At 57.7% G+C, this 26,840-nt stretch carries 19 protein-coding genes and 2 pseudogenes; 13 read left to right on the plus strand and 8 right to left on the minus strand.

The window, feature by feature from the left end; genetic code table 11:
* The first annotated feature begins 128 nt into the window (after positions 1 to 128).
* Both ASD03_RS11985 and ASD03_RS11990 read left to right on the plus strand, forming a co-directional pair.
* Positions 129 to 2,678, plus strand: coding sequence for an AAA family ATPase (locus tag ASD03_RS11985; RefSeq protein ID WP_348523269.1), 2,550 nt, complete (start codon positions 129 to 131; stop codon positions 2,676 to 2,678).
* Positions 2,678 to 4,051 carry a restriction endonuclease gene (locus ASD03_RS11990; RefSeq protein WP_082557302.1) on the plus strand — a complete coding sequence of 458 codons (1,374 nt, stop codon included), beginning with the start codon at positions 2,678 to 2,680 and terminating at the stop codon, positions 4,049 to 4,051. Before ASD03_RS11985 ends, ASD03_RS11990 begins: the two co-directional genes overlap by 1 nt.
* 340 nt (positions 4,052 to 4,391) lie before the next feature.
* Here ASD03_RS11990 and ASD03_RS40455 read toward each other — a convergent pair whose 3' ends face one another.
* The 6 genes from ASD03_RS40455 to ASD03_RS12020 form a co-directional block, all read right to left on the minus strand.
* Positions 4,392 to 5,324, minus strand: coding sequence for an HNH endonuclease signature motif containing protein (locus ASD03_RS40455; RefSeq protein ID WP_057213755.1), 933 nt, complete (start codon positions 5,322 to 5,324; stop codon positions 4,392 to 4,394).
* 39 nt (positions 5,325 to 5,363) lie between these two features.
* Positions 5,364 to 7,721, minus strand: a complete 2,358-nt coding sequence (locus tag ASD03_RS12000; RefSeq protein ID WP_057213763.1) for a hypothetical protein — start codon at positions 7,719 to 7,721, stop codon at positions 5,364 to 5,366.
* Positions 7,718 to 8,932, minus strand: a complete 1,215-nt coding sequence (locus ASD03_RS12005; protein WP_244494630.1) for a DUF2357 domain-containing protein — start codon at positions 8,930 to 8,932, stop codon at positions 7,718 to 7,720. Before ASD03_RS12005 ends, ASD03_RS12000 begins: the two co-directional genes overlap by 4 nt.
* 287 nt (positions 8,933 to 9,219) lie before the next feature.
* Entirely contained in the window at positions 9,220 to 11,256 is a 2,037-nt protein-coding gene (locus ASD03_RS12010) for a chromosome segregation ATPase-like protein (protein ID WP_200957320.1), read from the minus strand.
* 15 nt (positions 11,257 to 11,271) lie between these two features.
* Entirely contained in the window at positions 11,272 to 12,687 is a 1,416-nt protein-coding gene (locus ASD03_RS12015; RefSeq protein WP_057213769.1) for a hypothetical protein, read from the minus strand.
* Positions 12,659 to 15,808 (minus strand): AAA domain-containing protein, encoded by a 3,150-nt coding sequence (locus ASD03_RS12020; protein WP_057213771.1) that lies wholly within the window; start codon positions 15,806 to 15,808, stop codon positions 12,659 to 12,661. The genes ASD03_RS12015 and ASD03_RS12020 overlap by 29 nt, the downstream gene beginning before the upstream one ends.
* A 407-nt stretch (positions 15,809 to 16,215) precedes the next feature.
* On the opposite strand from ASD03_RS12020, the gene ASD03_RS12025 reads away from it, so the two are divergent.
* From ASD03_RS12025 to ASD03_RS12045, 4 genes are all read left to right on the plus strand, one after another.
* Positions 16,216 to 16,833, plus strand: coding sequence for a hypothetical protein (locus ASD03_RS12025; protein ID WP_057213774.1), 618 nt, complete (start codon positions 16,216 to 16,218; stop codon positions 16,831 to 16,833).
* Positions 16,834 to 17,185: 352 nt separating this feature from the next.
* Positions 17,186 to 17,896 carry a hypothetical protein gene (locus ASD03_RS12030; RefSeq protein WP_156407947.1) on the plus strand — a complete coding sequence of 237 codons (711 nt, stop codon included), beginning with the start codon at positions 17,186 to 17,188 and terminating at the stop codon, positions 17,894 to 17,896.
* 75 nt (positions 17,897 to 17,971) lie between these two features.
* Positions 17,972 to 18,604 carry a hypothetical protein gene (locus ASD03_RS12035; protein ID WP_057213781.1) on the plus strand — a complete coding sequence of 211 codons (633 nt, stop codon included), beginning with the start codon at positions 17,972 to 17,974 and terminating at the stop codon, positions 18,602 to 18,604.
* Between the two features lie 669 nt (positions 18,605 to 19,273).
* The gene (locus tag ASD03_RS12045) at positions 19,274 to 20,254 is read left to right on the plus strand and encodes a hypothetical protein (protein ID WP_057213786.1); all 981 of its coding nucleotides are present in this window, start codon (positions 19,274 to 19,276) and stop codon (positions 20,252 to 20,254) included.
* A 360-nt stretch (positions 20,255 to 20,614) separates the two neighbouring features.
* On the opposite strand, the gene ASD03_RS12055 is transcribed toward ASD03_RS12045, so the two are convergent.
* On the minus strand, positions 20,615 to 21,175 hold the full coding sequence (locus ASD03_RS12055; RefSeq protein WP_057213792.1) for a hypothetical protein: 561 nt from the start codon (positions 21,173 to 21,175) through the stop codon (positions 20,615 to 20,617).
* 664 nt (positions 21,176 to 21,839) lie between these two features.
* Here ASD03_RS12055 and ASD03_RS40460 point away from each other — a divergent pair.
* From ASD03_RS40460 to ASD03_RS12090, 7 genes and pseudogenes are all read left to right on the plus strand, one after another.
* Positions 21,840 to 22,403, plus strand: a complete 564-nt coding sequence (locus ASD03_RS40460) for a cell division protein ZapB (protein ID WP_063997075.1) — start codon at positions 21,840 to 21,842, stop codon at positions 22,401 to 22,403.
* A 337-nt stretch (positions 22,404 to 22,740) separates the two neighbouring features.
* Complete coding sequence (locus ASD03_RS40465; RefSeq protein ID WP_244494631.1) at positions 22,741 to 23,178, plus strand: IS66 family transposase; 438 nt, start codon at positions 22,741 to 22,743, stop codon at positions 23,176 to 23,178.
* 84 nt (positions 23,179 to 23,262) lie between these two features.
* A complete protein-coding gene (locus ASD03_RS40470; RefSeq protein ID WP_244494632.1) occupies positions 23,263 to 23,421 on the plus strand; it encodes a hypothetical protein in 159 nt (52 codons plus the stop codon).
* A 387-nt stretch (positions 23,422 to 23,808) separates the two neighbouring features.
* Entirely contained in the window at positions 23,809 to 24,051 is a 243-nt protein-coding gene (locus ASD03_RS12075; protein ID WP_057210673.1) for a type II toxin-antitoxin system prevent-host-death family antitoxin, read from the plus strand.
* A complete protein-coding gene (locus ASD03_RS12080; RefSeq protein WP_057210669.1) occupies positions 24,048 to 24,467 on the plus strand; it encodes a type II toxin-antitoxin system VapC family toxin in 420 nt (139 codons plus the stop codon). The genes ASD03_RS12075 and ASD03_RS12080 overlap by 4 nt, the downstream gene beginning before the upstream one ends.
* Positions 24,457 to 25,350: pseudogene (locus ASD03_RS12085) on the plus strand (integrase); the annotation flags it as partial. The gene ASD03_RS12080 and the pseudogene ASD03_RS12085, both read left to right, overlap by 11 nt.
* Positions 25,351 to 25,352: 2 nt before the next feature.
* Positions 25,353 to 26,057: pseudogene (locus ASD03_RS12090) on the plus strand (site-specific integrase); the annotation flags it as partial.
* A 207-nt stretch (positions 26,058 to 26,264) separates the two neighbouring features.
* Here ASD03_RS12090 and ASD03_RS12095 read toward each other — a convergent pair.
* The gene (locus ASD03_RS12095; protein WP_057213801.1) at positions 26,265 to 26,471 is read right to left on the minus strand and encodes a cold-shock protein; all 207 of its coding nucleotides are present in this window, start codon (positions 26,469 to 26,471) and stop codon (positions 26,265 to 26,267) included.
* Positions 26,472 to 26,840 lie beyond the last annotated feature (369 nt).

Below are 26,840 nucleotides of genomic sequence, written 5' to 3' on the forward strand. Positions count from 1 at the left end.
CCAGCTCAGACCAGGAACTGGTCGATGCCGTCAACACGGCGCTGACCAAGAGTAACCTGCTGCCATGGCGCGCCTATTGGCCGATGTCGCCCAAGGGGGACGCCAATCGCGAACAGCTTTGGCCCGCCGTGCGCGCGCTTGTCGACGCCGCGCTCGGCGCATCCGACGGCTACTCCCCTGCGCTGGGAGCCTTTGTCGCTGCCTGGATCGCAGCAGTCCCAGAAGGAAAACCTGATTCAGCCCGCCAGATCGCAGAATTCCTGTTCCTCCATCTCGCTCCGGACGAGGGCATCTATATCCGCCATTCCGTGCGGCAGGACCTCTGGCTGGAAGCAGTCGGCAGCCGGTTTCCCGATCATGCGTCGATAGCTGACACCTATCGGGACGAATGGCGCTTCATGCAGGCAATCCGCGTCGCTTTTGCGGACCGAGGCCTGGCACCGCGCGACATGATCGACGTGCAAAGCGCGCTATGGGTAGTCCACAATTACAAGGATGAGGATGCAGCGACCTTTTCGCGCGAGGCGATCGAGACGGCGATGGACGCCTATGACAGCTATCGCCAGTCGGGCGAGCACGCCGCCATTTTCGAAGCCTTCGGCGAGCCGCGCGACTATTGGGTGCGCTCTACACGCGAGCGGCCCAACCGAATCTATCCCTCCAAGCCAATCGTCGGCTTCCTCCGCGGCAGGACGCAGCTCAATGGTGGCTGGGGGCAGAAGGCCGATGCCGCCGCCCAACTCCACAATGCCGGATACATCATCGTCGATGCCCATAACGCGCCGGTCGCCCCGCCCGAACGCTATGAGCATCTGGTCATTAACGCTGATCGCATCCGGCTCTGCGCGCGCAACTATTATCTCGAACCGGCGCGTGAGAACGGCGCGGCAGAGGTCGCGATCCGCGCGAGCGACCTGAGCCGAGATATGGGTCTTCGCGATTTGTTCCCGGCCATTTGCAGCGCGCTCGGCGGCGAGAAATTTCAGAAGCTCGCCAATGTCCCGGTACCGACGCACACCCTGCCCAATCCCAGCAGCTCCACAGTCTTCACCTATCAACTCGCCGCACCCGAAGGCCACCAGATCATGACGCTCGACCCCACTACAGCGATGCCCGCCACTACCAATCTGATCCTCTACGGGCCGCCGGGAACCGGCAAGACCTATGCGACGGCTTGGGAGGCGGTGCGGCTTTGCCTGGGCGATGCCGCAGCCGAACCGCTGCGCGATGACCGCGATGCCCTAATGGCTGAATATCGCCGGCTTGTCGGCGAAGGGCGGATCGAGTTTGTCACATTCCATCAGTCGATGGCCTACGAGGATTTTGTCGAGGGCCGTCAGCCCACAACCGGATCCGACGAAGGAGAAGAAGTGACCTCTGTCGGGTTCCGGCTCGAAACCGTACCCGGCATATTCCGGCGCATTGCGAAACGAGCCGAGACCGGACTCGGCAAGAAAACGATCAGCAACCGGATCACGACGGAGGGCCGCCAAATTTACAAGATGTCGGTGGGCTCCAGCAGGGATGCTGGCGACCAGGAGCTTTTCGAGGAAGCAATCGAAGGTGGTTATACCCTCCTCAACTGGGAAGACATCGACTGGAGCGACCCGAAATACGAAAACGCCGAGGAGATTCTGAGAACTTGCGAAGCGCAGGGCAAGATCGAAGGTCCGGTGACCCTACAGTCTGGGCAGGTGTCGATCACTGATACTTTTCGCAATCGTCTAAGGACCGGCGATATCATCGTTGTTTCCAAAGGCAACCGCTTGGTCCGTGCCATAGGTGAGGTAACTGGCCCCTACGAATATCATCCGCGACCGGACGGAAAATTCAGTCACAGACGTGCCGTTCGCTGGCTCTGGCACGATCCTGCAGGCATTCCGGTCACCGAGATCTATGACGGTAATTTCATGATGCGGTCGCTCTACTGGCTGAACAGGGGGCGCCTCAGTATCTCGGCTCTTGAGCGTTACATGAACAGCGCGATCGAGGAGGCCGACGCCGATCCTGAACGCGAAGCCTTCGTGTTGATCATTGATGAAATCAACCGCGCCAACATCTCCAAGGTCTTTGGCGAGCTGATCACGCTCCTGGAACCCGATAAACGCCTGGGTCAGCCTAACGCGCTGAAGGTGCATCTCCCATACTCGCGAGACGAATTCGGCGTGCCGGCGAATTTGCATCTCATTGGCACGATGAACACGGCGGACCGCTCGATTGCTCTGCTCGACACCGCCTTGCGCCGCCGCTTTACCTTCCGCGAGCTGATGCCCGATGTTGAAGAACTGCGCCGGGCGCTGGCGGCGCGGCAGCTTGATGCCACAAATCTCGATGGGATTGATCTGTGCAAGCTGCTGCTCACTATCAACGAGCGGATCGAATATCTGTTCGATCGCGAACACCAGATTGGCCATGCCTATTTCACCGGCTGCCGCAGCCGCGCCAACGTCGAAGACGTCATGCGGCACAAAGTCATCCCGCTATTGGCCGAGTATTTCTACGAGGATTGGTCGAAAGTCGCCGCGGTGCTGGGCGATGGCGACGGCACTAATGGCTCCCATTTCCTCGAAGCCAGACGATTGACCGCTCCTGCCGGTTTTGCCGATGATGAACTGGGCGGAGATAAGATGCGCTGGAGTGTAAAGCCGCGTTTCGACTTTTCGGACTTCGCCGCCTGATGCCCGCCTATACGGTTCGTGAATGGGACAAGCTCGCCTATGGCGCGGGCGCGGAGCAGATTCCGGACAGCCATGCCAGTAGGCTGGCCGCGCTGGCCGCCCGCTCGGCCTTTGCCGGGCGTGGCGGGAACGGCGTTCTTGAGCATGGCCGACATGCGTTGCGCGCCCGCGGTGTGGTCGGAATTTTGGCGGCCGGCGATGTAAGCCTGGAGATCTTGCCCAAGATCGATGTGGCGCCCGGTGAAACGCTCGATCACCAGAACGCAGCGATCCGCAAGCGGTTGGTGCATATGCTGGCTGTCGCGCTTGATCTAAAAATTGATCTGGGTGTTATCACCGATCTCGCTTGGCAACGCGAAACTCTCCTCGAAATCCTGATCCGCATCTTTTGCAACAAGCTGACCGAAGCCCTGCGTAAGGGCATGCCGCGCCGCTATGTCACCCGCGACGAGGATTTGTCGGTCTTGCGCGGGCAGCTCGACATCACCCGTCAGTTCACCCGCCATGCAGTGGACCCTTCACGACTTGCCTGCCGCTTCGATCTCCTGTCGGAAGACACGCCGCTCAACCGGATTATGAAAGCTGCCGTGGTGCGCCTGGCGCGGCTCTCACGGCGAACCACCAACCAGCAACGCCTGCGCGAGCTCGCATTCGTGTATGCCGACATTACCGAGGAGCCGGTTTCCGGACTGCGCTGGGATCAGGTTGTGATCGACCGTACCAACCGGTCCTGGCAGGAGCTCTTCGCCATGGCCCGGCTCTTCCTGCAGGATCGCTATCAGACGACCACGGGCGGCTGCGGCGAAGGTACCGCTATGCTGTTCGAGATGAACGCGCTGTTTGAGGAATATGTCGGCCGGTTGATCGCCCGCGCACTGGCGGGGACCGGACTCACTGTCTCGTTACAGGCCGGGCGTCTGTTCTGCTTGAGCGCACAGGACAGCGGACGCGCCCTGTTCCAGACCAAGCCCGATATTCTGATCCGCCAGGGGGGCACGGTCACTCATGTCATAGACACCAAGTGGAAGCGGATATCCGCGCGGATTGATGATCCCAAGCAGGGTGTCTCGCAGGCCGATGTCTATCAGATGATGGCCTATGCCCAGCTCTATCGCGCGCCACGCCTGACGCTGCTCTATCCCCACCATCCGGGCCTTGGCGCCGAAGACGCGGTTCACGCGCGCTACCGCATTACTGGACACGCTACTACCCTCGAGACCGCCAGCATCGATGTATCGAACAGTTCGCAAATGCTGGCCAAGCTTCGCGGCATGGTAATTGGGGAGACAAACCCAAGCTTGACGGAAGCGGAAACGTTCAATCAAAATGCTTCCACCCAATGCACGATAGAATGTCAGCTCCCAGTTGGCTGAGGCTCTAATCCTGCCCGTCGGGTCCCGGCCCCATGTCGGTCAGCCATGGACGCCGTCCCAATATGGCCGCGTCTGGCGCAAAGTTGTCGTTGGCGCGTTGGCACTAGACTTAGGCTCACCACCCGACGATCGGAAGACGGCAACTTGCCGCCCCGGCCGGGACGTCGAACGACCGCGCATCCTAATCGCGTCGGGTGATGTTCAAAGTTCTCCAAAATGTATGATATTATTGGAGAACTTAAATGATCCTGCGCTACCATTGCGAAGCCACATGACTGCGGCCAATTCGCCGCGGCAGCCGAAGCACAAGTCAGCCCAGTAAGCGCGCGGTTGTTTGATACTACACCGCAACTTGGTTCTTCAAAACACTCTCTTCAGCTCCTTTAAAGCGCTGATATTGCTCTCTCAAGAACTCCTTGGCGGCGAAGTGCTCGACCATATGTCCTTCGAAATGCCGATAGGTCGTCGCCTGAAGTCTGGATGCCAAAACCACTTTTCCGCTCATCGGATGGATTGATAGAAGAAGCTTGTCGAAGAGTGCATGGAGGTCTGTGCGCAGGATGAGACCGTTCCGTGGATCATCCCTGAAATTGATAGATTCGGAGAAAGGAACTAGGTGCGCCGCTTCTAAAATTTCCGGTACGCCGCATCTGCTGATTACGCAACGTCCGTTATACAGCCGCATCAGAGCAGCCCTGAACTTGACCTGATCGGGACGCGCTTCCTGGCGATTAAACCGCCGTTCGAACCCTTCCAGAATTGCTGATTGGTCGGCTAGGAGAGCCTTTTCCTCCTCCGACATGTACGCCGTGGTCGCGAGCTGGCGTTTCTTCGCGGCAACAAACTCCGCGATCACCGCACGGAATTCCGCCAATTCGGCTTCCTCCAACTCATACGATCGGAGATGCCGATGGCTGAGGATATGGTCAATCGCCGAGCTACCTGAGGAACCGCCGGACCATCCCCGCAACTTGAAATGAGGATTTATCAGCTCGACGTTGGTCAAAGTGGCAGACGTTAAAGTACCCTCTGTCGTAACCTGAGCGGCAGTACCCTCTGCCGTTAAGCCAAGGCCGCTGCCAAAGCCGGGATCTTCGTGGGCCCAAACCAATAGCTGGTCGCCGTTTTTTACCTGCTGACCTGGGCCGCCAGTTATTCGCGAAGGATTGGGGAACGTTACGCGGATATTTTCCCACTCAAAGCCATTAGAGGGTCTCGGCTCAGCGCCGCCGAGATGGAGCTCGCAATTAATCTTCAAAAGATATGTCGTCATTTGTGCTCCGCCAAATAATATCCAAATTAGCCCCGTCGACTACTCGTCGGCGTCGCCCCGGTCAGCACCGCCATAGATGTCAAGGAGTAGCTCAGGATTAGACCCCTCGCCCCGCAACTCTTCGAGGACCTGCTGCAAGATGCGGCCATACTTCGCCAGCGGCCTCACACGATCCCGATGACCGAGATCGGCGATTGTTTTTTCGACGGCCCTGACCAACGCATCGGCCAAGGGATCTTGGCCTTCCACGAGCGCAAACGGCTCGACTATTCGCCAACGCAACAATCCGACCAGCAGCATCGGGGCATATTGAAATCTGGTGTAGGTAGACCGAAGGTTCTCCTCGAACTCACGGAGAACGCGCTTAGCTACCCGATCGACATCTGTACGGGTCAACAGTTTCGGAGCAGTGTCGGATCGCGACAGCAGAAAAGCCATTGTGGCGGTTTCTTTCTGCCACTTCCAAGTATCGATCTTCTTTCCGAGCAGCTTATGGATTGCCTGGAGCTCGAAGTTTTGATTGCCGGCGACACGGCCAAGGCCTTGATAGGCGAGTTTCCAGTGAGGGCCCTGCGTGAAGATTGGATGCCCACGAACTTCTCGATCCCACGCTTCGATCAGCCAGCTCGATACCTCGGCGGGGCACCGCCGGAACTGCCAGGTCAAGAAGCGGAGCGATTGAGTGCCCACGCCTCCTTCCTTCAACCCCCGGCGGACTTCATCAAGCGCACGATCGACGAGACGGTCAAGCCGAGAAACAGAAGTGGCGTCAACTTCAGGCGGGATCGCTCCGTCGCTCGAAATCGCGTACCTTCCTCCCGGCCGAGCAGAAAGGCGGTTCGCCAACGCGGCCCAGTCAACTACTGCACGATCGACGTTATTTTGCAGGAGGGTGAATAGGCCATCACCACGTGGGCTGTCGTTCCACGCGTCAATGCCACAAGCGAGCACCAAGCGACCGGGGATAGTCGGCGCAGGCTTCTGGAACCCTTCGAGCAACTCATCCCAGTTCTGATCGAGTTCAGTCGCGCCATCCCAGTCAACTTGGAAATGATGACCCAGTTTCTGTGAATGGACAAGAATCTTCGCGCGACCGGAGGCCGGGCTTTGCTCAACCCAAAGCTCAACGGGAACGGTCTGATCGACCCTGACCCCGATGTTCACCTCAGCTTTCCGTGGGTACTCGGCCGTTTCCTTTCTGAGAAATATCGAAAACCGATCCTGCCCGGCTTGGATTGCCAGCCGAGCGGGGTTGGGGCTTCTGTAGACTTCGCCTGCGGGAAGGGTCTCCTCGGAATCGACGAGATCAAAACTCTCAACGGCATCGCGTCGTTGAACGATCGTAGATATCTGGGGTAAGAAATCGAAATAGATCGGATCGCGTCTGCTCAGGCGTCGCGCAGCGTAAAGCGCTCCCTCGGCCACCGCGCCCGCGACAAGAATATGGACATCTCGCCCGGTGTTTTTTGCCACCGCAGAATGAAACGCCGCTCGAACGGGTCCCTCCGAGAGAGTCTCCAGCAAGACGATATCGCACCCCGAAATATCGGCACAAAGATCTGGCAGGGTGGGGTTGCGAGCAAAATCTAAAGATGCTGGCGGCCTTAGGACTTCCCAGTCGCCGTTACTTTGGCGAACTACTTCGTTTTCCGCCGTGAGGCCGAGAGCAAGGCGACCGTTGGCACGCGCCCAGTTGAGATGATCAGTGCGATCGCTGGAAGACGCTGCGACTAACGCCTCCTTTGCTCGCTGAGCTAGGCCAAGATAACCCCAATTCGATTTTATCAACTTCCCAACCGATTTGCGCTCCGGTGCCAAGACCGTGTCACCGTGGCTACGCTCCCGGCGAATCCGGAGACGCTGCACCGTGATACCGTCAGCGACATGCGAAATCACTCCAACGGTCTGCCCCTCCGAAATCGTACCGACCTCGATGGCAAACAGGGTCGCCAAGACCGAGCGCCAGACAAGAAGCGAAGTTGATATTTTTGTTTTCCGGAGGGCACTCAGAAGACGTTCTTGAATCAGTTCGCTGGTGTCGGCGTGATCGTCCAGGCTGGCGACGCCGAATCCTGCTAAGGACGACATTCCCTTCAACGCCGCCGTCAGATACTCGACGGATGGATTGCCGGCCAACAGATCGCTGACCCTGAGCCGATTTTCTGATACTCCGATTGTTCCCCACCCTTCGCCAAGACCATGAGGGGAAATCGCAGCCTGGGCACCACCGACCAACCCGTTATCTGACTTCGCTGCGGTTTTAACAACCACGCCGAAGATGCCGCCCTCAACGATAGCAGAAGGCACCTCCTTTTCCTCGCCATCAGGACGGATGACCCAGTTTCGAGCCGCTCTGTCCCACCACCCGTTCAGATCATAGCCACACAGCTTAGTCATGGCGTGTTCGCGTAAAGTTCGCCACGGGCAAAAGTGCGGATCGCATCCAAACCTTTCCGCAGCCCTTCGCCCGAGGCCTCCAACGCAATGCCGTCGACACGGGTCCTAGCTCCGCTGGTCAAACAGGACTCGAATGCACCGTGAGACGGCGTGAGGATCAACCCATTGCGAAGAACCTCGGTCTGGCTGAACGACTGAATCTCGACCAAACGCTCATTTGCCCGCTGAACAGCGTCGCGAAGATCTAACCGTGCCATGGAATGCGGGGTCCAAACCGCGACGCGACGCGGCATCAGGCCTTTATTTATATCGGAAATTCGCAGTGACACGTGCGCTCGCGTCAATGCAAGTAGTCGGCCCGGCGCCTCGGGTCGAGACTGTACTTCGACGATACGTCCTGTGTTTTTCAGCCAGAAAACAGCAATAGGTCGATCCTGTTCAAACCACCTGCCCAGAGAAGCTTCCGAGCGCCAAACGATGGGTGATTGAGCAACTAGTTCCGCTTCGTCTAATTCACTCAACGCGAGTACGACAGCGAGAACAGAAAAATCCGTCCACGTTTCTGCCTGCCACGCCCACAAATCATCGAGGACCTTGTCCTCTTCAAGCAGCCGACGCCAAGCTTCGTAGATTACGTTATAGCTCGGCTCCTGCATCAGAACATAATTTGGAACAACGCCCGCATCGGCTGTGCTGACATCAAGGTCCGCCAGCATTTGAGCGAAAGTCTTACAAAACCGTCCAAAATGCTCGACCTGCGAATAGCGGCGACTGGTCCTTGCTCGCGGATGTTCTTGCATCCATTCACGTGCGACCTGAAAGGCCAGTTTGGCATACGAGTGAAGCACTCTGTTTTCTGGAGTATCGAAATTCTCCCGGCGGACAGTCGCCAGTATTCGTTGGCTGGCACCTGCCCTCTCCGCGATTGTCTTTCCCGGCTGGCGAACCAGCCACCGCATGGATGCTCGATCCATCTCTTGGACACGATCCAATGATGTTAGCTCGCGGGAGCGACGCAGAACGCGCCTTATCCTTGGTTCTAAGGCCTTCAAGCGAGGAAGGACCTCCTGCGCCTGTCGCACAATTTCCGCCATTCGCGGATCGGCTTCGTTCTCGGCCCGCTCCCATGCCTCACGCAAACGTGGCCAGACGTGCAGAGGGTCCTCGAGCGCTTCTCCCAGCTCCTGGACCCGTGCCAGAACTTCGTTCATTCGGCGAAGGAGTTCCCTTGCTCGAACGTCGTCTGCGGTCTCATGCTCCTTCACGCCACGAGGGCGAACTGGAAAACCGATCCGATCCGGCCGCTGGGCATTCCCGGTTTTAGGATATGGATGGAGGATGAGTTCGATCGGCCCGTCTTGCAGCTTGGCAGACATAAGCCGCGAATGGCCGCCGTTTCTTGGGGCCTCACCGCGCACTTCGCTGACCAAACAATCGCTCGGCCCGAATTTGGCGTCGATGATAGCTCTGCGATCCCACGGCCTCCGGAGATGAAGCATTAACGCGAAACCCCGTTCCACACGAATTGCCCGGAGCCTTCCTTGGCCGAGCGGATCGATTCCTCGATAGCCTTCGCGAGCTGATCATCCCGCAATTTTTCATCCACGAAGGTGATAAGTTCCGAGAAGGCGTGATCGTTTCCGTCCTCGACCTCGATACCGCGTAGCTTTGGCAACAGACGCATCTCGACCTGATCCGCAAGCGGCACACGCAAATCCCGCGTCTGTTCAAAGGATGAATAGTTCGCCACGTAAGACATAATCGCACGACCAAGCCGGTGACCGAACGGCCGCTTGAAGCCTTTCATCAGGTTGACCATGCGATCGACGCCTTCAACGACAGTCGGCTCGTTTTCCACGGCAGAAACTGGCTTGATCCAACTGCGCCACCGATTAGCCGATAATGCCTCCGGTTCTGCGATCGTACCTTTCTGCGACGTCGTCCGGATTGTCTTCGGAGCGGAGAACCGCAGGACGTTGGCGCGGTCGACCACTTTATCCGAAAGGGACTGTGTGCTTTCATCCTCGTTCATCGTTCCCGCGAACAGCAAGTTGTATCCCGGGAAGATGCGGGGCGCGTCCATGCCACGAGGCATTGGGATTTCGAGTTCTATCTCGGCGTCTTTTCGAAGCGCCTTGTCGGAAACTCGGTTGACGGGAGGACGGCTTTCGAGGCGGCTCAGGAAGTCGGAGAAATAATATTCGACGCGAGCGAGGTTCATTTCATCCAAGAGGATCATCATCATTTGATCCTCAAACTCGCTGCTCGGATTATTCAGCATATCCAGATGGTATAGGGCACGCGCCATGTCAGTCGGACGGTAACGCTTCTCAATGTAATTGTAGAAGCCCATCAAATCCTGCGGACTATCCCAGCGTGGCTGTACCGGGACCTGCAAGAATCCAATCCCCATACCCGCCGCGTACTGCCTCGGCAGCTGGCTCTTACCTGTTCCGGAGATACCAGCAAGAACCGCCATCTGCGTCGTGTCGTTTGTTTTCATGGCGGTGTGGAAAGCATAGACGATGCGGCGATCGTAATGCAGCCCATTCTGATCCAATCGCTGCAACACACGCTGAACTGCCTCGCCTTCGTTCTCGGCGGCGCGATTTTTCCAGGTCCGCATCTGGGCGAGGACCGGTGGGAAGGTGGTAAGTTCCTTGAGCCGTTCCGCAACCGCCTCCTCTCGGCTCGGAGCATCCTTGCCGCCTGCTTCGGCAACGTCGTCTTCCATCCGCGCGACCTGCGCCATGAGGAAGGATTGACGCTGTTCGAGTGCAGTGATCTCGCTGTCGACAGCCCGTGCACGCTCCTCGGCGGCGGCAATTCTCGCGGCAACCTGTGTAAACTCAGAGTGCGCGGCCGCAGTTGCCTGCCGCTCGGCGGTCAGGTTTTCCTGAACCTCGGCAAGCTGCGCTGCCGCCGCTTGCTGCAGACCCTCAGTGCGAGCAACGTCCCGGTCCAATTCATGCGCCAGAGTTTCGAGGCGCTGAACGCGTTCCTGAGCCTCGCTGAGTTTCATCGCCTCAGATCGCATCTCGGCAATTTTCGTTTCGAGCGCCGCTTGCTCCTTCCTCATCTCATCGTTCAAAGCGAACAGACGCTCGGCGGCAGCCAGACGGTCATGAACGGCGTCCAGGTCTGCGCGAGCCGAAGCGAGCTCAGCATCGATCGTTTGCTTCTGGATGATTTCGGCTTCGATCTCCTCGCGTATCGCCCGGATTTCATCCCGCCTCTCGTCCTTCTGAAGCCACTCAGCGTTCAATTCATCAAGCTGGCGTTTGGTAGCGTCGTAATCAGCCTGAACATCAGCGATGTTCGCGAGAGCCTTCCGGCGTTCGCCCAGTTCATTTTCGATATCGCTCAACGCCATGCGCTTATCGGCAAGCGCCGTCTCCAGCGACTCCAATGAACGCATCGGACCAGCCGCGGTAACAGCACGGTCGTGGAGGATTGCGAGGCTGGTTTGCACTCCGATGAGGGCAACGACGGCCATTGCGGCGAAAAGCAGGATCAGTGTATTTCCGGTGAGCATATGAAGCCTTTCTGATTACTGCTTTGCGGGCTGGGTCGCATCTTTCAACTGGGCGTCGACGGTCGGCGTATCCGGAATTGCTTCTACGGGCTTTGGCTGCTTGCTTTCGGAAAGGGCCGCGATTTCCTGGACGAGCGCTCCCTTTCGGCCATTTAACTCGGCCAGTTCAGCTTTGAGGGTGTTCAGTTCACCTTGCGTAAGCTCTTGCTCCTTACGCAATTCCGCGTGCCGGTTCGAGAGATCCGCGACAGCCTTATCAAGCGCTGCTTTTTCCGAAGCGACCCGACCAGCATCAGCTTGATCAACACCAAACTTGGCCTTTTCCACCTGTAAGTTTGCGACTTCCGCCTTCCGGGCTGCAACTTCGGTCTGCAAGGCGTTGCGCTGCGTAGACGCCGCTGCAATCTCGGACTGTATCTCACTCAACTCGGCCTGAAGGACCGGGAGCGCCTTTTTAGCTGCTGCTACCGCATCTTGAGCGACCTTCCCCTTTCCTTCTGCAGATGCCACATCCGCGCGGGCGCGATCAGCATCGGCGGACAAGCTCGTCAAATCTCCGTTTAGCGATGCCTTCCTCATTTCGAGATCACTGACTTGCTTGGAAAGATCGGCCAGGCTGCTTTCCTGATGGGCCATGTCTGCGTCGATTTTCGCAGCAGAAAGCTTTGCCTTTGCCGCTTGATCTCGAAGCTTAGCAATATCCGCATCCAGATCCTGCGATTGTCGTTGTTTGTTCGACAGATCCTTCATCATCGTCGAAATCTGCGATGCCAGATCGGACTGGCGAGCGGTTAAATCAGTGACCTGGCGCTGCTTTTCATCGAGACCTTCGATTTGGCCATTCAATCGTATGATCTCGGCTTCCCTATCGCGCCGGGTCCCTTCGATTGCTGCCAGCGCCTCGTCAACTGCACGTTTCCTGTCTTCGGCTTGAGCGACGAAGTTGTTCGTTTGATCGATTTTCAACTGATTGGCAGAAATCGTTTTCTCAAGATCGGCGTTCTGCGAACGCAAAGCCGCTAATGTCCGAGCTGCATCCGATGCGGATGCAATCGTATCTGCCGCCGCTTTGGCCTTCTCTTGGTCCGCCCGCAGCTTTTCGGCTCCTTCGGATAATAGTGCGGTCTGCTGCTTGATCTCGGCGGACACACGGTCTCGCTCTGCCGTCAGATCCGCGATCGTCTTGCGAATGCCGTCAGATTCAACGCTACGTTGGGATATCTCCGAAAGAATGCCATCTCGTCGGCCAAGGGCTTCCTCGCGTTCGCTATTAAACCGCTGAATGTCGGACCGCACAGTGCCGTAATCACGTTCCAGTGCATTCACCTGCACTAGCGCGACGCAAATAGCGCCCGCCGAAAGAAGCCCAAGGGTCAAGGCGATGTAAGTATATCGCCGCGATTTAGGAAAGTTGTTCTGCGACGCGCTCAATGCATTTCTCCAGGTCTTTTTCTAGTTCATCCACCCAAAAGCGCTGGACCTTCCAGCCCAGGGACTCCAATTGATGGTCACGCCAATAATCTGCGAGCTTTCTCTTGCCGTCGGTATCCGCGTGCCAATGGCGTCCGTCCACCTCGAGGTCGAGTTTGATGTCGCCGCTTCCAAAAAGTGCGAAATCCAGGCGTCTGCCCGCCACTTCAAACTGAGGAATGGGGTTCAAACCACGCTTTCTAAGGGCGGCATCGACAATACGTTCCCAGTTGCTATCGAAGGTACCCTCACCTACGCGACCTCTTGGCTCTGTGGCAGCCGCGGCCAGTCTCTGCAGGCTCCGTACCTTGCCCGAGCGGGCGTAGGAAAGGTCCCCGAACACATGTGCCACCGCCCGTGCTCGGCTGATCGCCACATTGAGGCGACGCCAATCTTTTTGAACAAATGTGACCGCACTTGTGGCGCTTGATTGTCCCAGACAGGTAGAGAAAAGGATCAGGTCCCGTTCTTGCCCCTGAAAACTGTCCACTGTGCCGACGCGAAGCTCGGCTTTTTCGATAAGCTTTTCCGGAAGCGCGGAGAGGATCGCGTGTTCTAAAGCGAAGACCTGAGGCCTGAATGGAGCAATCACGCCGATTGTGCCAGAATACGACTGCTCCTCCAAAAGCACCTGCAAATGCTTGGTAATCGCGGCAACCTCTGCGCTGTTTACGTTTCCGACCATTGGGGCTGACGGCGATGGGACGTCATTCCAGGCGATTCCAGGCTTTGCTCCTTTTGGAACCTTCAACTTGTCCTGGTCGCCAGCCACGCGGAGCTGGCCGCCGTAAAAGTGTTCGTTGATGTAACCGACGATGTCAGCTGCGGAACGATACTGGTCTCGAAGCATCACTTTTGCAGCGCCGGGCGTAAGGTGCGCCAAATCGAAAAGCGAGCGACGGCTCTGCGCGAAACGGCCCATCTTCGAAATCGGCAGGTCTTGCGCCTGCATGAGGTTACGGTCATGAGCGATGCCTAGCTGACTTATGAAAGACAGCTGCCGATTATCGCCGACGACAACCGCGCGTTTGGCACGAGCGAAAATCGGAAGTGCCGAAGCTATGTCGCATTGGCTCGCCTCGTCGAAGATCGCGAGATCGAACAGACTGTTGGACAGTGGCACCCTCCGTGCGGCGCCTAGCACCGAAACCAGCCAAAGAGGACGGTGGCTCACGACGTCTTCAGCGAGAGATGACGGCAGCGCACCTGAACTCTGAGCAAGCTGAAGGTTCGCCAATTCCTCGCCAAGGCGACGCCGATCTGTCTCCACTAGATTGACCGTCGAAGCCAAAGCCTTTGGCAGGAACTCCCGAGCGATCTCTCCAATCTCTCGGGTGATTGCAACGGGATCGCCCTTGACCTCAGTCTTTGCCAATTCCGAGCGAAACTGCTCTAGTCGCTGCTGTAACGTGGCAAGCGTCGCAGCTTCACCAGAATACGGATTTGACGCTTCGGCATACCTCCGCAGGCCCAGAGTTCGTAGCAACGCATCGATTAAGAGGCTCAACCAACCGCTTGGCGGGGCAACTGCGACTGGAACCCCCGGTGCGCCGACACTCATCTCATGGGCTTCAATTCGCTCCAAAAGCTCGGCAATCGCACTATGAAGCCGCGATTGTTCATCGATCTGGTCTAGGATGCGTGTCCGGTTCTGGGCTAGCGAAGAGAGCTTTGAACGCAAGACGAGATCGGGATCGGCGGCGCCTCTGGTCGGTTCGCTGATCAACTGCCCCAGCACTTCATCAAATGACTGGTCGATATCCCTCGCCGGGTCGAGCGTCCTAACCAGAAACGGAGATTGAGGGGCAATATTGCCGAGTCTGCTCTCAACGGCGTCAAGCGCCTGATGGTTCTTCGACGCGACGAGTACACTTCCACCATCGGCAATGACGGACGCGGCAATTGACACGATAGCTTGGCTTTTTCCCGTGCCCGGCGGGCCAGTCACAACTGTTAGAGCCGCCGAGAGAGCTTGGCGCACGGCATCGATCTGCTCTTTGTTTAAATCGCCTGTATTAATGACTGGCGTCGCTCGCACTGGTGCGGGCGAAACCAAGCCAAGTATCGGTGCCAGCGCCGTGGTCGCCAGTCTTTCCTGAGACCACGCCGCGATTGTATCCAGATCGCGGACAGCGCCAGCGGTGAAGGTGGTGTCCGTCGGCAGGAAAAGAGCGGCGACATCGTGGATGCCAGCGTCGTTGGGATCTAGTTCGATCCGCATCTGCTGTCCAGAAATGCTTCCGCGAAAGGCGCCGGCTACGGCCTCTTTTAGCCGGAATAGAAACTCATCCCGGCTTAATCCCAAGCCTTCGGCTTGTGTGAATACTTCCCGGAGTCCGGCCTCTTTCCAGTTCGCGCTCCGCGCAATGCCCTTGATCCAGTCAGGGTTTGCGACAATGTCGTCGGTGTCGATCGACACTTCAAGATGGGTGGCTGATCGACTCCATTCCGCACATATAAGCCCGACGGGCCAGACCACAGGAACACCTTGCTTTTTCCCGATACATATCGGCCAGCCCACTGCCAATGTCTGCTCATTGGCTTCACGCTTTACGAGAGCCTTCCTAAACTCGTCGGGCAGGTCCTCAAGCACGATTGAAATCGTGACGATCTGGCCGTCTTCAGGCGTCAACGGCCCAAGACCGGTGAACAGTTGCCAAGCCACGCCGTGCCGGTCCTCAACTTGAGTAATGGCTCCCCGTGGGTCTGATCTCAGTGCGGATCGGTAGTACCGCAACAGAGCATTCGGGTCGAAGGAAACGGTGGTCTCCGGGACTTCCGCATCGACGGTCTTGGATTCCGAACTGCGAAACACCGCGTGCACCGGCCGGAACAGCTGGTTTTCAACCGTCGCAGCATTAACTTCTGGCGCAGTAGTGACACCCTGTCTCTTTGAAGTAACTACAGGCCTCCAGCGTCCATCGCGGCCCTTGCTTACCTTACCCGCATCGCTGAGTGCTGAAAGCTCTGCGTAGATTTCAGTTCTCCTACGAGGGTCAAAATCTATATCAAGCAGTGCGAAAAGTTCACTCGTGGTTCTACCCGACGGGAACGCCGAAATTGTCCGAAAAAGCACCGACATTGGTGTTATCGCCCCACCCGCGTCGCAAAACGCAGCCCGTAAAATAATCTTCCCCGCCCCCGGAAGAGCAATTGCGGCGAAGCAAGTCAACTAGCAACAACTTAAAATACTCACCATTTTTCGGCGTCCTTAATTCTACTTGAGGAAAATTTGATAGATGACATTTTTGGCGCAATCACCGCGTGCACTGCACTTCCCCTCAACCTATTGCAGTTCACCTTGAATTGACTTACCGCGCCGCGAAAAATTGCCGATACGTCACGAGACTTTATAGGTAGTTTAGACAGAGAGTGAGCACACGACAGCTGAGACGTTCGCCCGATAGCGTGGACGCGACGGCGGATCGTGAGCGGCTTGATCGCCTGCACGTATAAGGTAGTCTAAGCCCATCTGCTTCGGGGGTGGCGATGGGTGACAGGCAACTGACCAATGTTCTGCTGGCCGTGATCGCGGCCGTGCTTCTTTTTGGTAGCTCGGCGGTTACGGGCGCGTTGAAATGGGCCTTCATAATCGGCGCGGCGCTCCTGATCCTATATGCCATGATTACTGTCGCGGCGTATCTGCTCAGGGAAACCGTGAAATCTCTTCAAGAAGCCGCGGCGCAGGGCCGCGATTCATTGGTGATGACGGTTTTTGGGCTGGCAGTGATGCTTTTCCTGCCTGTTTTCCTCGGCTACTTCTTGCTGCTCTGGTTTAACGAAGTTCCTAAGCCGCTCGAGGTTATTACCGATTCATGGTTCGGAAGAGCTTGGCTCGCCCTTCTGGTTTGCGGTGGCATGGCAATCGGTCTTTCGAATCTCTACACTCGTCGCGCGGACATAATCCCGGCGCTGCGATACTGCCTTTCCTTGCTGATCCAGTCGCCTTTGGCACCGATCTTCTTGTCGATCCACGGATGGCGGAAAGCCCGCACGGCAGGCGATGGCGTAGTTTCCAGCTCAGCATCCGCTTTCGTAGGATTCTTTCTCGGCCTGATATTTTGGGCCGTAGTGTTCGGGGCGCTCGCGCCGTTTCTCGGGTTGTAATTCGGCGTCCAAACGCGCCGGCTAAATCCAACGGCCTCTGTACACGAGACCGTTCCCCAACGTGACGGCCGAGCTTGAATCGATTTCGGCCAGGGCAGCAATCGAAAGGCGACTGACCAGAGCGCTTCCGACCCCCTCGGCAATTTCGGGCGGTTCGCTAACGCCTTTGATGTGACAGCGGCCATGGCTTCGGAACGTTTTGACTGGCTTTAGAAGTGCGCATTTTCGGGTCTCTGTATCACCGAGAACTTCGTTCCCATTCTCCGTAAGGTTATCCGCCCCTTTCAGTTGAAATCAGAGGGAGGATATGCTCTGCATTTGAGAGGACTAAAAAACGTGATTGGGGGATGATTTGCTTAGGAAATTTGGCATTGCCTTCTTGATCGCGACTGCACTATCTGGTTGCGATCAGAACGTCACGGCGACCATTTACGTTCGCGACCTTCAAGACCTCCTTTCGCAGCCAACGAACGGCAAGACCGTTCCCGTGACGATGGAGCTGGAAGTCCTCGCACCTGGGCTTCGCGACAAATGCGACAAGCCCGAAATCCAGCAGATGGTTTCGGTGGTCGCATCGTACTTTGACAGCGCAACGCTGGTAGGATGCGAGCAAGTTAAGGGCGCGATGTACGACACCCTGAGAATTAAATCTGGCACCATGATGGAGATACAAGCCACGGGCGCAAACGGGTTTGATAGCAAACAGCTGATCAAGTTTGCTGTAACGCGGCCGGACAATGGCGTCGCGACCCTCTTCGTGGTGTTCAACAAGTCGGCCTACGACGAGCTGAACGAGCGGATCCGAGCGATCAATATGATGGCGCACCTCAAGACGGACGAAGCGCACATCACCGTTGTACTCGATAACGACACAAGGGAACCGTTCAAGTGGGCGTCCGGGTCCGGCAACTGGTATGACGGTCGCCCACAGGCCATTGTCCGACAAGAAACGCTGGCCCCCCGCGGTTCCACAGCGATGAAGCTGGGGGACGTTAACATGGCGGTCCTTACAATAGACCAAAACTTCGCACTTGCAGCATTCCCCTCGCCGCCGACGGAATGATCGAACTAGTCACCATCGATTTTTTGATGAGTGGTAGAAACCTGTTCGGATGGCTGCATCTGGCCACTCAAATTCATGAGGACGAAGTCCTCGCATCCACCGTTTGATCCCACCGCGCCTAATCCAATACCCAAGATCAACATCGACGATGCCGCGCGACGATTGCTCGACGATCTCGGCTGGAACGCCCCGCCGCCTGACGGCGTACCGACGGGCCGGGAAATCGTTGAAGACTATCTACGTCCGCCGCTATCGTGCCTCCCATCCATCGCTGCCAACCTGAAGCTCGGCACAGCGGTCACGGCGATTAGCCGTCAGGGGTTTGACAAGGCCTCATCAAGCGGCCGTAAGGATGCGCCTTTCGTAGTCCGATACGACGATGCGGAGGGAGAACACGAAGTTCTGGCACGGGCCGTAATCGATGCCTCCGGCACTTGGACGCACCCGAACCCGATGGGGATCAACGGCCTGCCCGTCACTGTCGAACGCACATCCAGCAGGATCTCCTACGGCATACCGGATGTTGCCGGGATCAGGCGATCTGACTTTGTTGGCAAGCGAACACTCGTCGTCGGAAGCGGTCACTCAGCAATCAATGTAGCCCTCGCCCTGCTGGAACTCAGGAGAGTGATCCTGCTACTGAGATTTTTCTGGGCGCTCCGTCATCATGGAGTGGCTCGCCTACTCGGCGGCGGCCTCAACGACTAGCTATCCGCATCGAGGCAATCAAAAGTTTGCTATCCACAGACTTGCCATGCAGGCGAGAAACCGGCATCCATCTTGCCGTGTCGTCAATAAGGTAGAACAAGCGAGTGCCACAAGCCGAGATAAAGCTTCCAACTGGAAACGTGCTGCCTATCTTTTATGGAGACACGTCTGGGACAGCGCAAACCTATTTCAATGCCAAGCGGTTGAATAAGCTCGGCCCTGAATTAGAGGTAACTTATTTAGCGATGCGCTCGACGTATGCGTGGGAGTTAATTCGGTCGATTGAGGCAAGTGGCCTCGAGTTTGACGCCATTTTGTGCCCTCCGAGCAGTACCGACGATGTCCGACCGTATCAGGAGGCGATTGCTACCCGATGGCCAGTGGTCGACCTCTCGGAGAACATTTCTCGGAAGGGACTATTGAACGCGAGAGATGCTGAAACGAGTGTCGAGGATCTCGTGGGTTCTGAGTTCAACTACATGCCGAATAGGGGCGAGCCGAATTTTCGCTCGGTTCTAATCATAGATGAGTCCTGCAGCACAGGAAAGACGATCGCTGCCGTTCAGCAAATACTTTGGCGCTCCGGACTGCCGAAGGGGGCGCTTGTAGCTGCGGCAGTGTGCGCAAAGATGATGTCACGCCTCAGCAATTCCCAGGAGAGAATACGGAATGATCACGAATATTCCCTCCCCTGAAAAATACGAGCGAGCGGCGAAGAATGTGTTCTTTGCAGGCTGGAACGACCTCCTTCATCTGATCACCGACTTCGAAAGGTTTCGGAGTGATGAGTCGCATATAGCGGATGATTGGGCGGCTGAGCGTGAGCGGTACTACCAGCATTGTCACGTCGAGCTCGAGAAGATCTGCTTTTGGGCTTGCCAGGCAAATGAACTCGCGTTGAAAGCAATGATCTGTGAGGTAAGCCCATTTTTGTTGCTTCTGGGTACAGAGACGCGATTTAAGGCCTCCAAGCCGGAAATAGATTTCAGCGATTTGCACACCGTTGACGCCGTGGATCTGCCGAACATCGTAAATGCAGTGTCAAACCGATCGTTGTCCGCTAAATATGTGGAGCGCTACGGCCTCCTCCGGAGGTGGCGCAACAAAATTACTCATCAAGGTACGGCAGATACGGCGTTCACCCCAGCTGACATGGTTGCGCTGATGAGTGAACAGTATGGTGAACTATGGCCAGAAAAGCGGTTTGTCGCTGATTGGATGCGGTATCTGTCCGGAACCAGGCTCTCTTACTTCCACGACGGCAAGTGGTCTACTCCGTCAATGGAGCTTTGCGAGATGCTCGATACGTTTTTTGCAACTTTAACAAGCGGACAATTGAAAACGCTTACCGGCCGCGCAAAAGGTGCGAGGCGCTACGTCTGCCACAGATGCTTTTGGGACGGCTCGCTTGGCCGAGCCTATGACCTGAGCGAGTTTCGCACTGCATATGTCGAGAAGGACTCCTTGTACTGTCTTGTGTGTGAGGAGACTTACCCCGTACGTCGAGCAGACTGCGGGTCAGGTTGCCAAGGCAACGTGATCAGCGCTGCTGAAGAATTCGATGGGCTCTGCCACACGTGTGGTGAGGGAGGGAGGCCTAGGATTGCGGTGCGACCGGTTGGTCCCGCCTCAAGAGCGGGTGATTCTTAGTCTGAAAGTTTCTCTATCTGCTTTGCGATAATCTCCGTCGCCTTGTTAACCCACGTAGCGTCGGCGATCCTGGCAGCCATTGGGGAAAGGGAAATTGCCCCACTTAAAACGATGCCAGTCAAAGCGATTGACAGGGACTTAGCAGATCTGGTCATTGTCTCGTCTAGGACCATTGCGACGTACCCATAGATTTTCGAAAAGAGGTTCTCGATCGTGCCGATCTTGAGGATCCAGATCTCCCGGTAGTCGATCGACCGATCTCCTGCATACCTGGAGCAATTTGTGATCATTTGTCGGCATCACCAAGGGCGCAAATTCAGCCTTGAAATCTACGCCCGCGATAATGGGCTTCTTGAAATGCTACCGACCTGGTGTGGAGAGCGTGCGCTTAGACCGGCCACGTATCGGTAGCCGTCGCTGCTTCTTCTTCTTTGGCTTTGGAGCCTCCCAGACGTAATCGCAGATCGCGATTACAGCACGCATCAATGTTACCGCGTAACCCACCATAGCAACGATTGAGAAGTACACCGGGTACGGCAGCGACAGGGTCACAAGATCCTTTTTGGGCGCTGCAACGTCCGCTGCAATTTCCAACGCACTTTGAATGAGGAGCACGATGCCAACGAAGGTCCAAATATTCCAGAAGATATCGAAGGCCAGTTTGATCTTCTTCCGATTTTCGTCCGTCCTCGGTTTCCCGCTGCGCGTAACGTAAAGGAAGCCACTGGCCGCACCAAAGACGCCAGATGCTGTCAGCGGAGCGATCGGGGACGATACAGAGGCGAACCAATCCCATACTGTCCACAAGACCAAGCCGAACAGTGCAATGAGTGCGACGGTGTTCACCCATGTAGGTGGCCAGCGGAAAGTCTTCACATCCCTTTGCGCTTTTTCCCACAGGGTCCTTACGTTCCAATCCATTCTTTGCACTCCATCGAACTTTTACCTGCTGGATAGAGTTCAACGATCGATATTTCCCCAAGATGTTCGATCGACTTTTACAGGAATTGAGGTAGGTTGCTTCCTTGAGATCCTCATCGATCACCTGCCGTATCTTCGAGCGAACCCGTCCGAGAATGCGGGGCGTTCTCCTCTTCAGAAACCGCCCGCAAGGCTGCCGCCGCACACCGTCTTCCTAGCTCACAGAGCCGCTCATGATCGGCCTCGCTCGCCCTAAACCGTGGGAACGGCACCTTCACGATGGTCTTGTGGATGTCCCTTTGTTGGCCGATAGCAAGGACGACGGGGCTTTCTTCGTGAAGACCGTCAAGCAGACGAGTACCGACACCACCTATTACCAGACCACTCTTATGAGGGGTGCGACCCCAGTGTAGCGCTATGGCATTACAATCCCGATACTGGCCACGGCGCCCTGAAAGGGTCCGGTGCCGCCACGGGCCACTCCGCTCTTCGGAGCAGCGCGTGATGCTGCGCGGCACCTACAAATGCCTTCCAATAACCGCGGCAGATTGGGTGGCAGACTTTTCGGCGGCCCACTGAGGCAAGTGTGCATAAGTCAGGGCTGCCCGTATTGAGTGGCACCCGGGGATTCCGTGCCGGGGGCAAGTCATGATTCCCTTCGGCCATGGCGAAGAAGCGACTTGCCTCGCCCGAGCATGCCGACACGCTTTCGCTGAAGGCGTTGCGGGAGCTTGTGACGGGTCTGGTCGATGAGGTCAGGCAGCTTTCAGCAGAGGTCACGACCCTTCGCGCCAAGAACGCCGCCCTTCGGGAAGACAATGCGACGCTGCGGTTGGAAAACACTCGGCTCAAGGTCGACAACCAGCTTTTGCGCGACGAGATCGCGCGGCTGAAGAACCTGCCGCCGCGACCGCCGTTTCGACCGTCGGGAATGGACAAGGCAACGGACGGCAAACACGACGCGCCGCAGGCGACCGGCAAGAAACCGTGCGGCCCGAAGCTCGATCTAAAGCGAGTGAGCCGTGAGCAAGTCCTGCACGTCGATGTTCCGCCCGGCTCGCGCTTCAAGGGCTACAAAAGCTGCCATGTCCGGGAACTGATTGTCACAGCTGAGCTCGTGCATTACCGGCGCGAATGCTGGATCCTGCCGAATGGCGAGATGGTGCTGGCACCATGCCGCCAGGGGTCGTCGGCGGCTACGGTGCAAACCTCAGGCGGTTTTGCCTGATGCTGCACGCACAAGGACAGGCGACGATGGCGCGGCTGACGACGTTGTTGAACGATGTCGGCGTCAACGTCTCCAAGCGCCAGGTGGTTCGACTTTTGACAAAGGGACTGGACGGCTTTGTTGCCGAGGATGCGGCTGTGCTGCATAGCGGCCTTGTCTCGGCCACCTACATCACCGTCGACGATACTGGCGCCCGGCATGCGCGCGATAACTGCCACACCACCCAGATCGGGGCTGAGCACTTTACGTCTTCCGCACAACCGCCTCACGGCCGTCGCGCCGATCCGGCGCTTGTGGCCAACTCCGCAGCCACGAACCACGACGCTTTTGCAACCAGGTGCCGTTCCTCGAATATCTGGTCGGCAAGGGTATCGACATTTTCGACAGGCAGCCCGTCCGTGTGCTCGCGGAAGCCGGCATCTGTGGATCCATTCGCCATCACGGACTTCTCGGCGACACTGTGATCGTCTCCGACGATGCCGGCCAGTTCCGGGTCGGCAACCATGCCCTGTGCTGGGTCCACGCGGAGCGGCTGCTGCAAAAACTGATGCCGGCAACGCCGCGGCAGGCCCGCAAGGTCGAGACGGTGCGGGATCTCGTTTGGAAGTTCTACCGGACGCTGAAGAGCATCAAGCGAAAGCCCTCGCCCGGCCTAGCCGCCGCATTCCACAAACGCTTCGCGCGCATCTTCTCGCTGCGCACCGGCTATGGCGACCTCGACAAGCTTCTGGCTCGTCTTTGTCGCCGAAAGGACGAACTGCTCAAGGTGCTGTAACGGCCAGACACGCCGCTCCACACCAATGCGTCGGAGAACGATCTGCGCTGCTTCGTCACCAAGCGGAAGATCTCCGGCGGTACGATGAGCCGCGATGGTCGCGTCACACGCGACACCATGCTTGGGCTGATGAAGACCTGCCGGAAGCTCGGACTGTCGTTCTGGCAGTATCTCGGTGATCGCCTCGGCCTTGATGGCCAAGCCATTCCGCCGTTGGCCACGCTTGTTGCGACCAAAGCCTAGACGCCCCTCCCCTCCGAACGGGTATCTTGCACTTCCTCAGCCCATGCTATGATCCACGGCGCGACGCGCTTCGCCCGTCAATGCGGCGCGGCCACCCAATCTGTCCCGGTTGCCTTCAGATTATGCCGAGATCGCCCCGTTAGGATCCGATTAACCATCTGAATTAACACTAATAATTTGCAAAACGGAAACTAATGTTCCAAATGTTTCCGTCATCCAGGCGCCAATTTTCCGACTTCTTCACTATCGATAGGTTTCAAGTATCGATAGTGAGATGGTCCACCAGTTGACCAACACGTACGTGCGCTCTATTTTTTAGCTCAGAACGTCAAATTTGCGCTCGTCCGAAATCTGCGCGACGAGAGCCATTGTTCAGCGGAGTTTCCCATGAGCGTCACCGTCAAAGTCGCCGAGGCCAAGGCGCATCTCTCCGAACTCCTGGCGCGCGTCGAAGCCGGTGAAGAGGTCATCATTTCCCGCGGCAACGATCCGGTCGCCAAGCTTAGCCGGATCCACAAGGACAATGAGCTCGGCTTCCTGATGGCAGAAGTCCGGGCGGCTCGCTTGCGTGCCAAACCCGTTACCAACGATGAGATCCTTGACTGGAAGCGCGAAGGACAGCGATTTTGAGCGTCTTCGTTCTCGATGCCTCAACCGCAGCCGCCTGGCTGCTTCCGGAAGAGCACAGCGAAATCGCTGAAGAACTGATCGCCAGCATATCCGGCCAGTGTCCGGTCCCAGGTCTCTTCTGGCACGAAGCCAGGAGCATCCTTGTAACCGCCGAAAGGCGCCAGCGCATTGCGGCGGGTCAGGCATTGACGGCGATGACCAGATTGCGGCGCCTCCCACTTGAGGACGCCGGCGCCGGCCAGGACGGATCGGTGATCGAGCTTGCGACGGCGCAAGGGCTCAGTGCGTATGATGCTGCCTATCTCGAGCTCGCGATTGCCCGGTCCCTTCCGTTGGCGACCCTCGATCGAAAGCTGGCGGCTGCAGCGCGGGCAGAGAAAGTGCCGGTCCTGGGACCGTTCGGCAATGAGCACTGACGGGATCCAATCAAGTGCTCTGGCTCGAGCCGAGCAACTCGACGCCCTGGACGCCATCCTGCCCTTCGACCGCCGCGACCAGCTTGCTGCACTTCTGACCGACAACGATGTTGCGACGCTAAAACACCTCGCCAGCGAAGGCATGGGCAACAATACCCTGAGGGCGCTTGCTTCTGACCTCGGCTATCTCGAGGCCTGGTGCCAGCTCGCCACTGGCACTCCCCTCCCCTGGCCGGCGCCGGAGAGTCTGCTTCTCAAATTCGTCGCCCATCACCTCTGGGACCCGGCTAAGCGGGCCGAGGATCCAGGCCATGGCATGCCGGCAGAGGTGGAAAGCGGCTTGCGTTCTCAACGCCTCTTGCGCGCCGACGGGCCACACGCCCCGCAAACCGTTCGACGCCGGCTAACAAGCTGGTCGATCCTCACCCGTTGGCGCGGCCTCATCGGTTCCTTTGACCGCCCTTCGCTGAAATCCGCCCTGCGACTGGCCGTTCGCGCCAGTGCACGGCCGCGGCAACGCAAGAGCAAAAAGGCGGTGACGGGCGATATCCTGGCGAAGCTTCTGCTCGCGTGCGCCAGCGAGCGTCTGGTCGATCTACGCGATCGTGCACTGCTTCTGGCCGCGTTCGCCTCCGGCGGACGGCGCCGATCAGAAGTGGCGGCGATGCGCGTTGAGGATCTCAACGATGAGGACCCGGTTCGGACAGATCCAAACGACGAGAAATCCCCTCCCCTCCCCTGCCTGTCGATCCGGCTCGGCCGCACGAAGACGACGACGAGTGACGACGACGAACATGTGCTGCTGATCGGCCGGCCAGTGGTTGCGCTGAAACGTTGGCTGGAGGAAGCCAATATCGAAGAGGGGCCGGTGTTCCGACGCATGTCGGTTCCTTTGACCGCCCTTCGCTGAAATCCGCCCTGCGACTGGCCGTTCGCGCCAGTGCACGGCCGCGGCAACGCAAGAGCAAAAAGGCGGTGACGGGCGATATCCTGGCGAAGCTTCTGCTCGCGTGCGCCRGCGAGCGTCTGGTCGATCTACGCGATCGTGCACTGCTTCTGGCCGCGTTCGCCTCCGGCGGACGGCGCCGATCAGAAGTGGCRGCGCTGCGCGTTGAGGATCTCAACGATGAGGACCCGGTTCGGACAGATCCAAACGACGAGAAATCCCCTCCCCTCCCCTGCCTGTCGATCCGGCTCGGCCGCACGAAGACGACGACGAGTGAYGACGACGAACATGTGCTGCTGATCGGCCGGCCAGTGGTTGCGCTGAAACGTTGGCTGGAGGAAGCCAATATCGAAGAGGGGCCGGTGTTCCGACGCATTGACCAATGGGGGAATATCGACCAGCGGGCGCTGACGCCGCAGTCGGTCAACCTGATCCTGAAGGGCCGCTGCAAACATGCCGGGCTCGACCCGACRYTRTTTTCSGCGCATGGGTTGCGGTCAGGCTATCTGACCGAGGCWGCMAATCGGGGCATCCCGCTCCCTGAAGCCATGCAGCAGTCGCTGCACAAGTCGGTGACGCAGGCCGCTCGCTATTACAATGACGTGGAACGCAAACAGGGGCGCGCCGCCCGGCTGATCACCTGAAAGCGCCGGTCATACCGGCGGAGGCGTGTGGTCCTGGACGTCCGGCNATTACAATGACGTGGAACGCAAACAGGGGCGCGCCGCCCGGCTGATCACCTGAAAGCGCCGGTCATACCGGCGGAGGCGTGTGGTCCTGGACGTCCGGCCAGAGGCACCGCTGGAGCAGAACAAACACTGCATGCAGTAAGCTGCAGAATCGCAATGGGCTCAGGTCTGGAGGTTGGCGGCTGACATCTTGCCGGACTTGCGGTCTTTCACCAGCTCATAGGTAATCTTCTGGCCGTCGTTGAGTCCGCGTAGACCAGCTCGCTCCACCGCGGAAATGTGGACGAACACATCGGCAGTTCCGTCATCCGGCTGGATGAAACCGAAGCCTTTTGTTGTGTTGAACCATTCTACCGTACCGGTTGCCAAAGTATCCTCCTTTGATCATTGTCCTGTCGGACTGATAGGCTCGAATGACACTGGTGCGCTCACATTAGTAGACGGTTCCGGCGTCAACGGAAAGTCATGCGAGCTGTCGTGTCTTGGCCGAACGCAGCCAACAGCCGGCGGTCCTGCTATATCGCGTCTATCCCACCGGACCTAAATTCCGGGTCTTGGTTGCTTACCTTTGCTGTAAGCACGGTAGAGCCGACGTATTATGGCTGCAAGAACAAGACGCGCTTATTGCGCCGATGCGCCGCCGAAGCCGGTTGCGACCCGTTCCACAGCGATCTTTCCCGAGCGATCCATATAGGACAGGACCAGGGGACCGCTTTGCTCTAGAGATTTCAGAACCTG

It is taken from the genome of Ensifer sp. Root127, from assembly GCF_001425225.1.
Classification (GTDB): Bacteria; Pseudomonadota; Alphaproteobacteria; order Rhizobiales; family Rhizobiaceae; genus Ensifer; species Ensifer canadensis.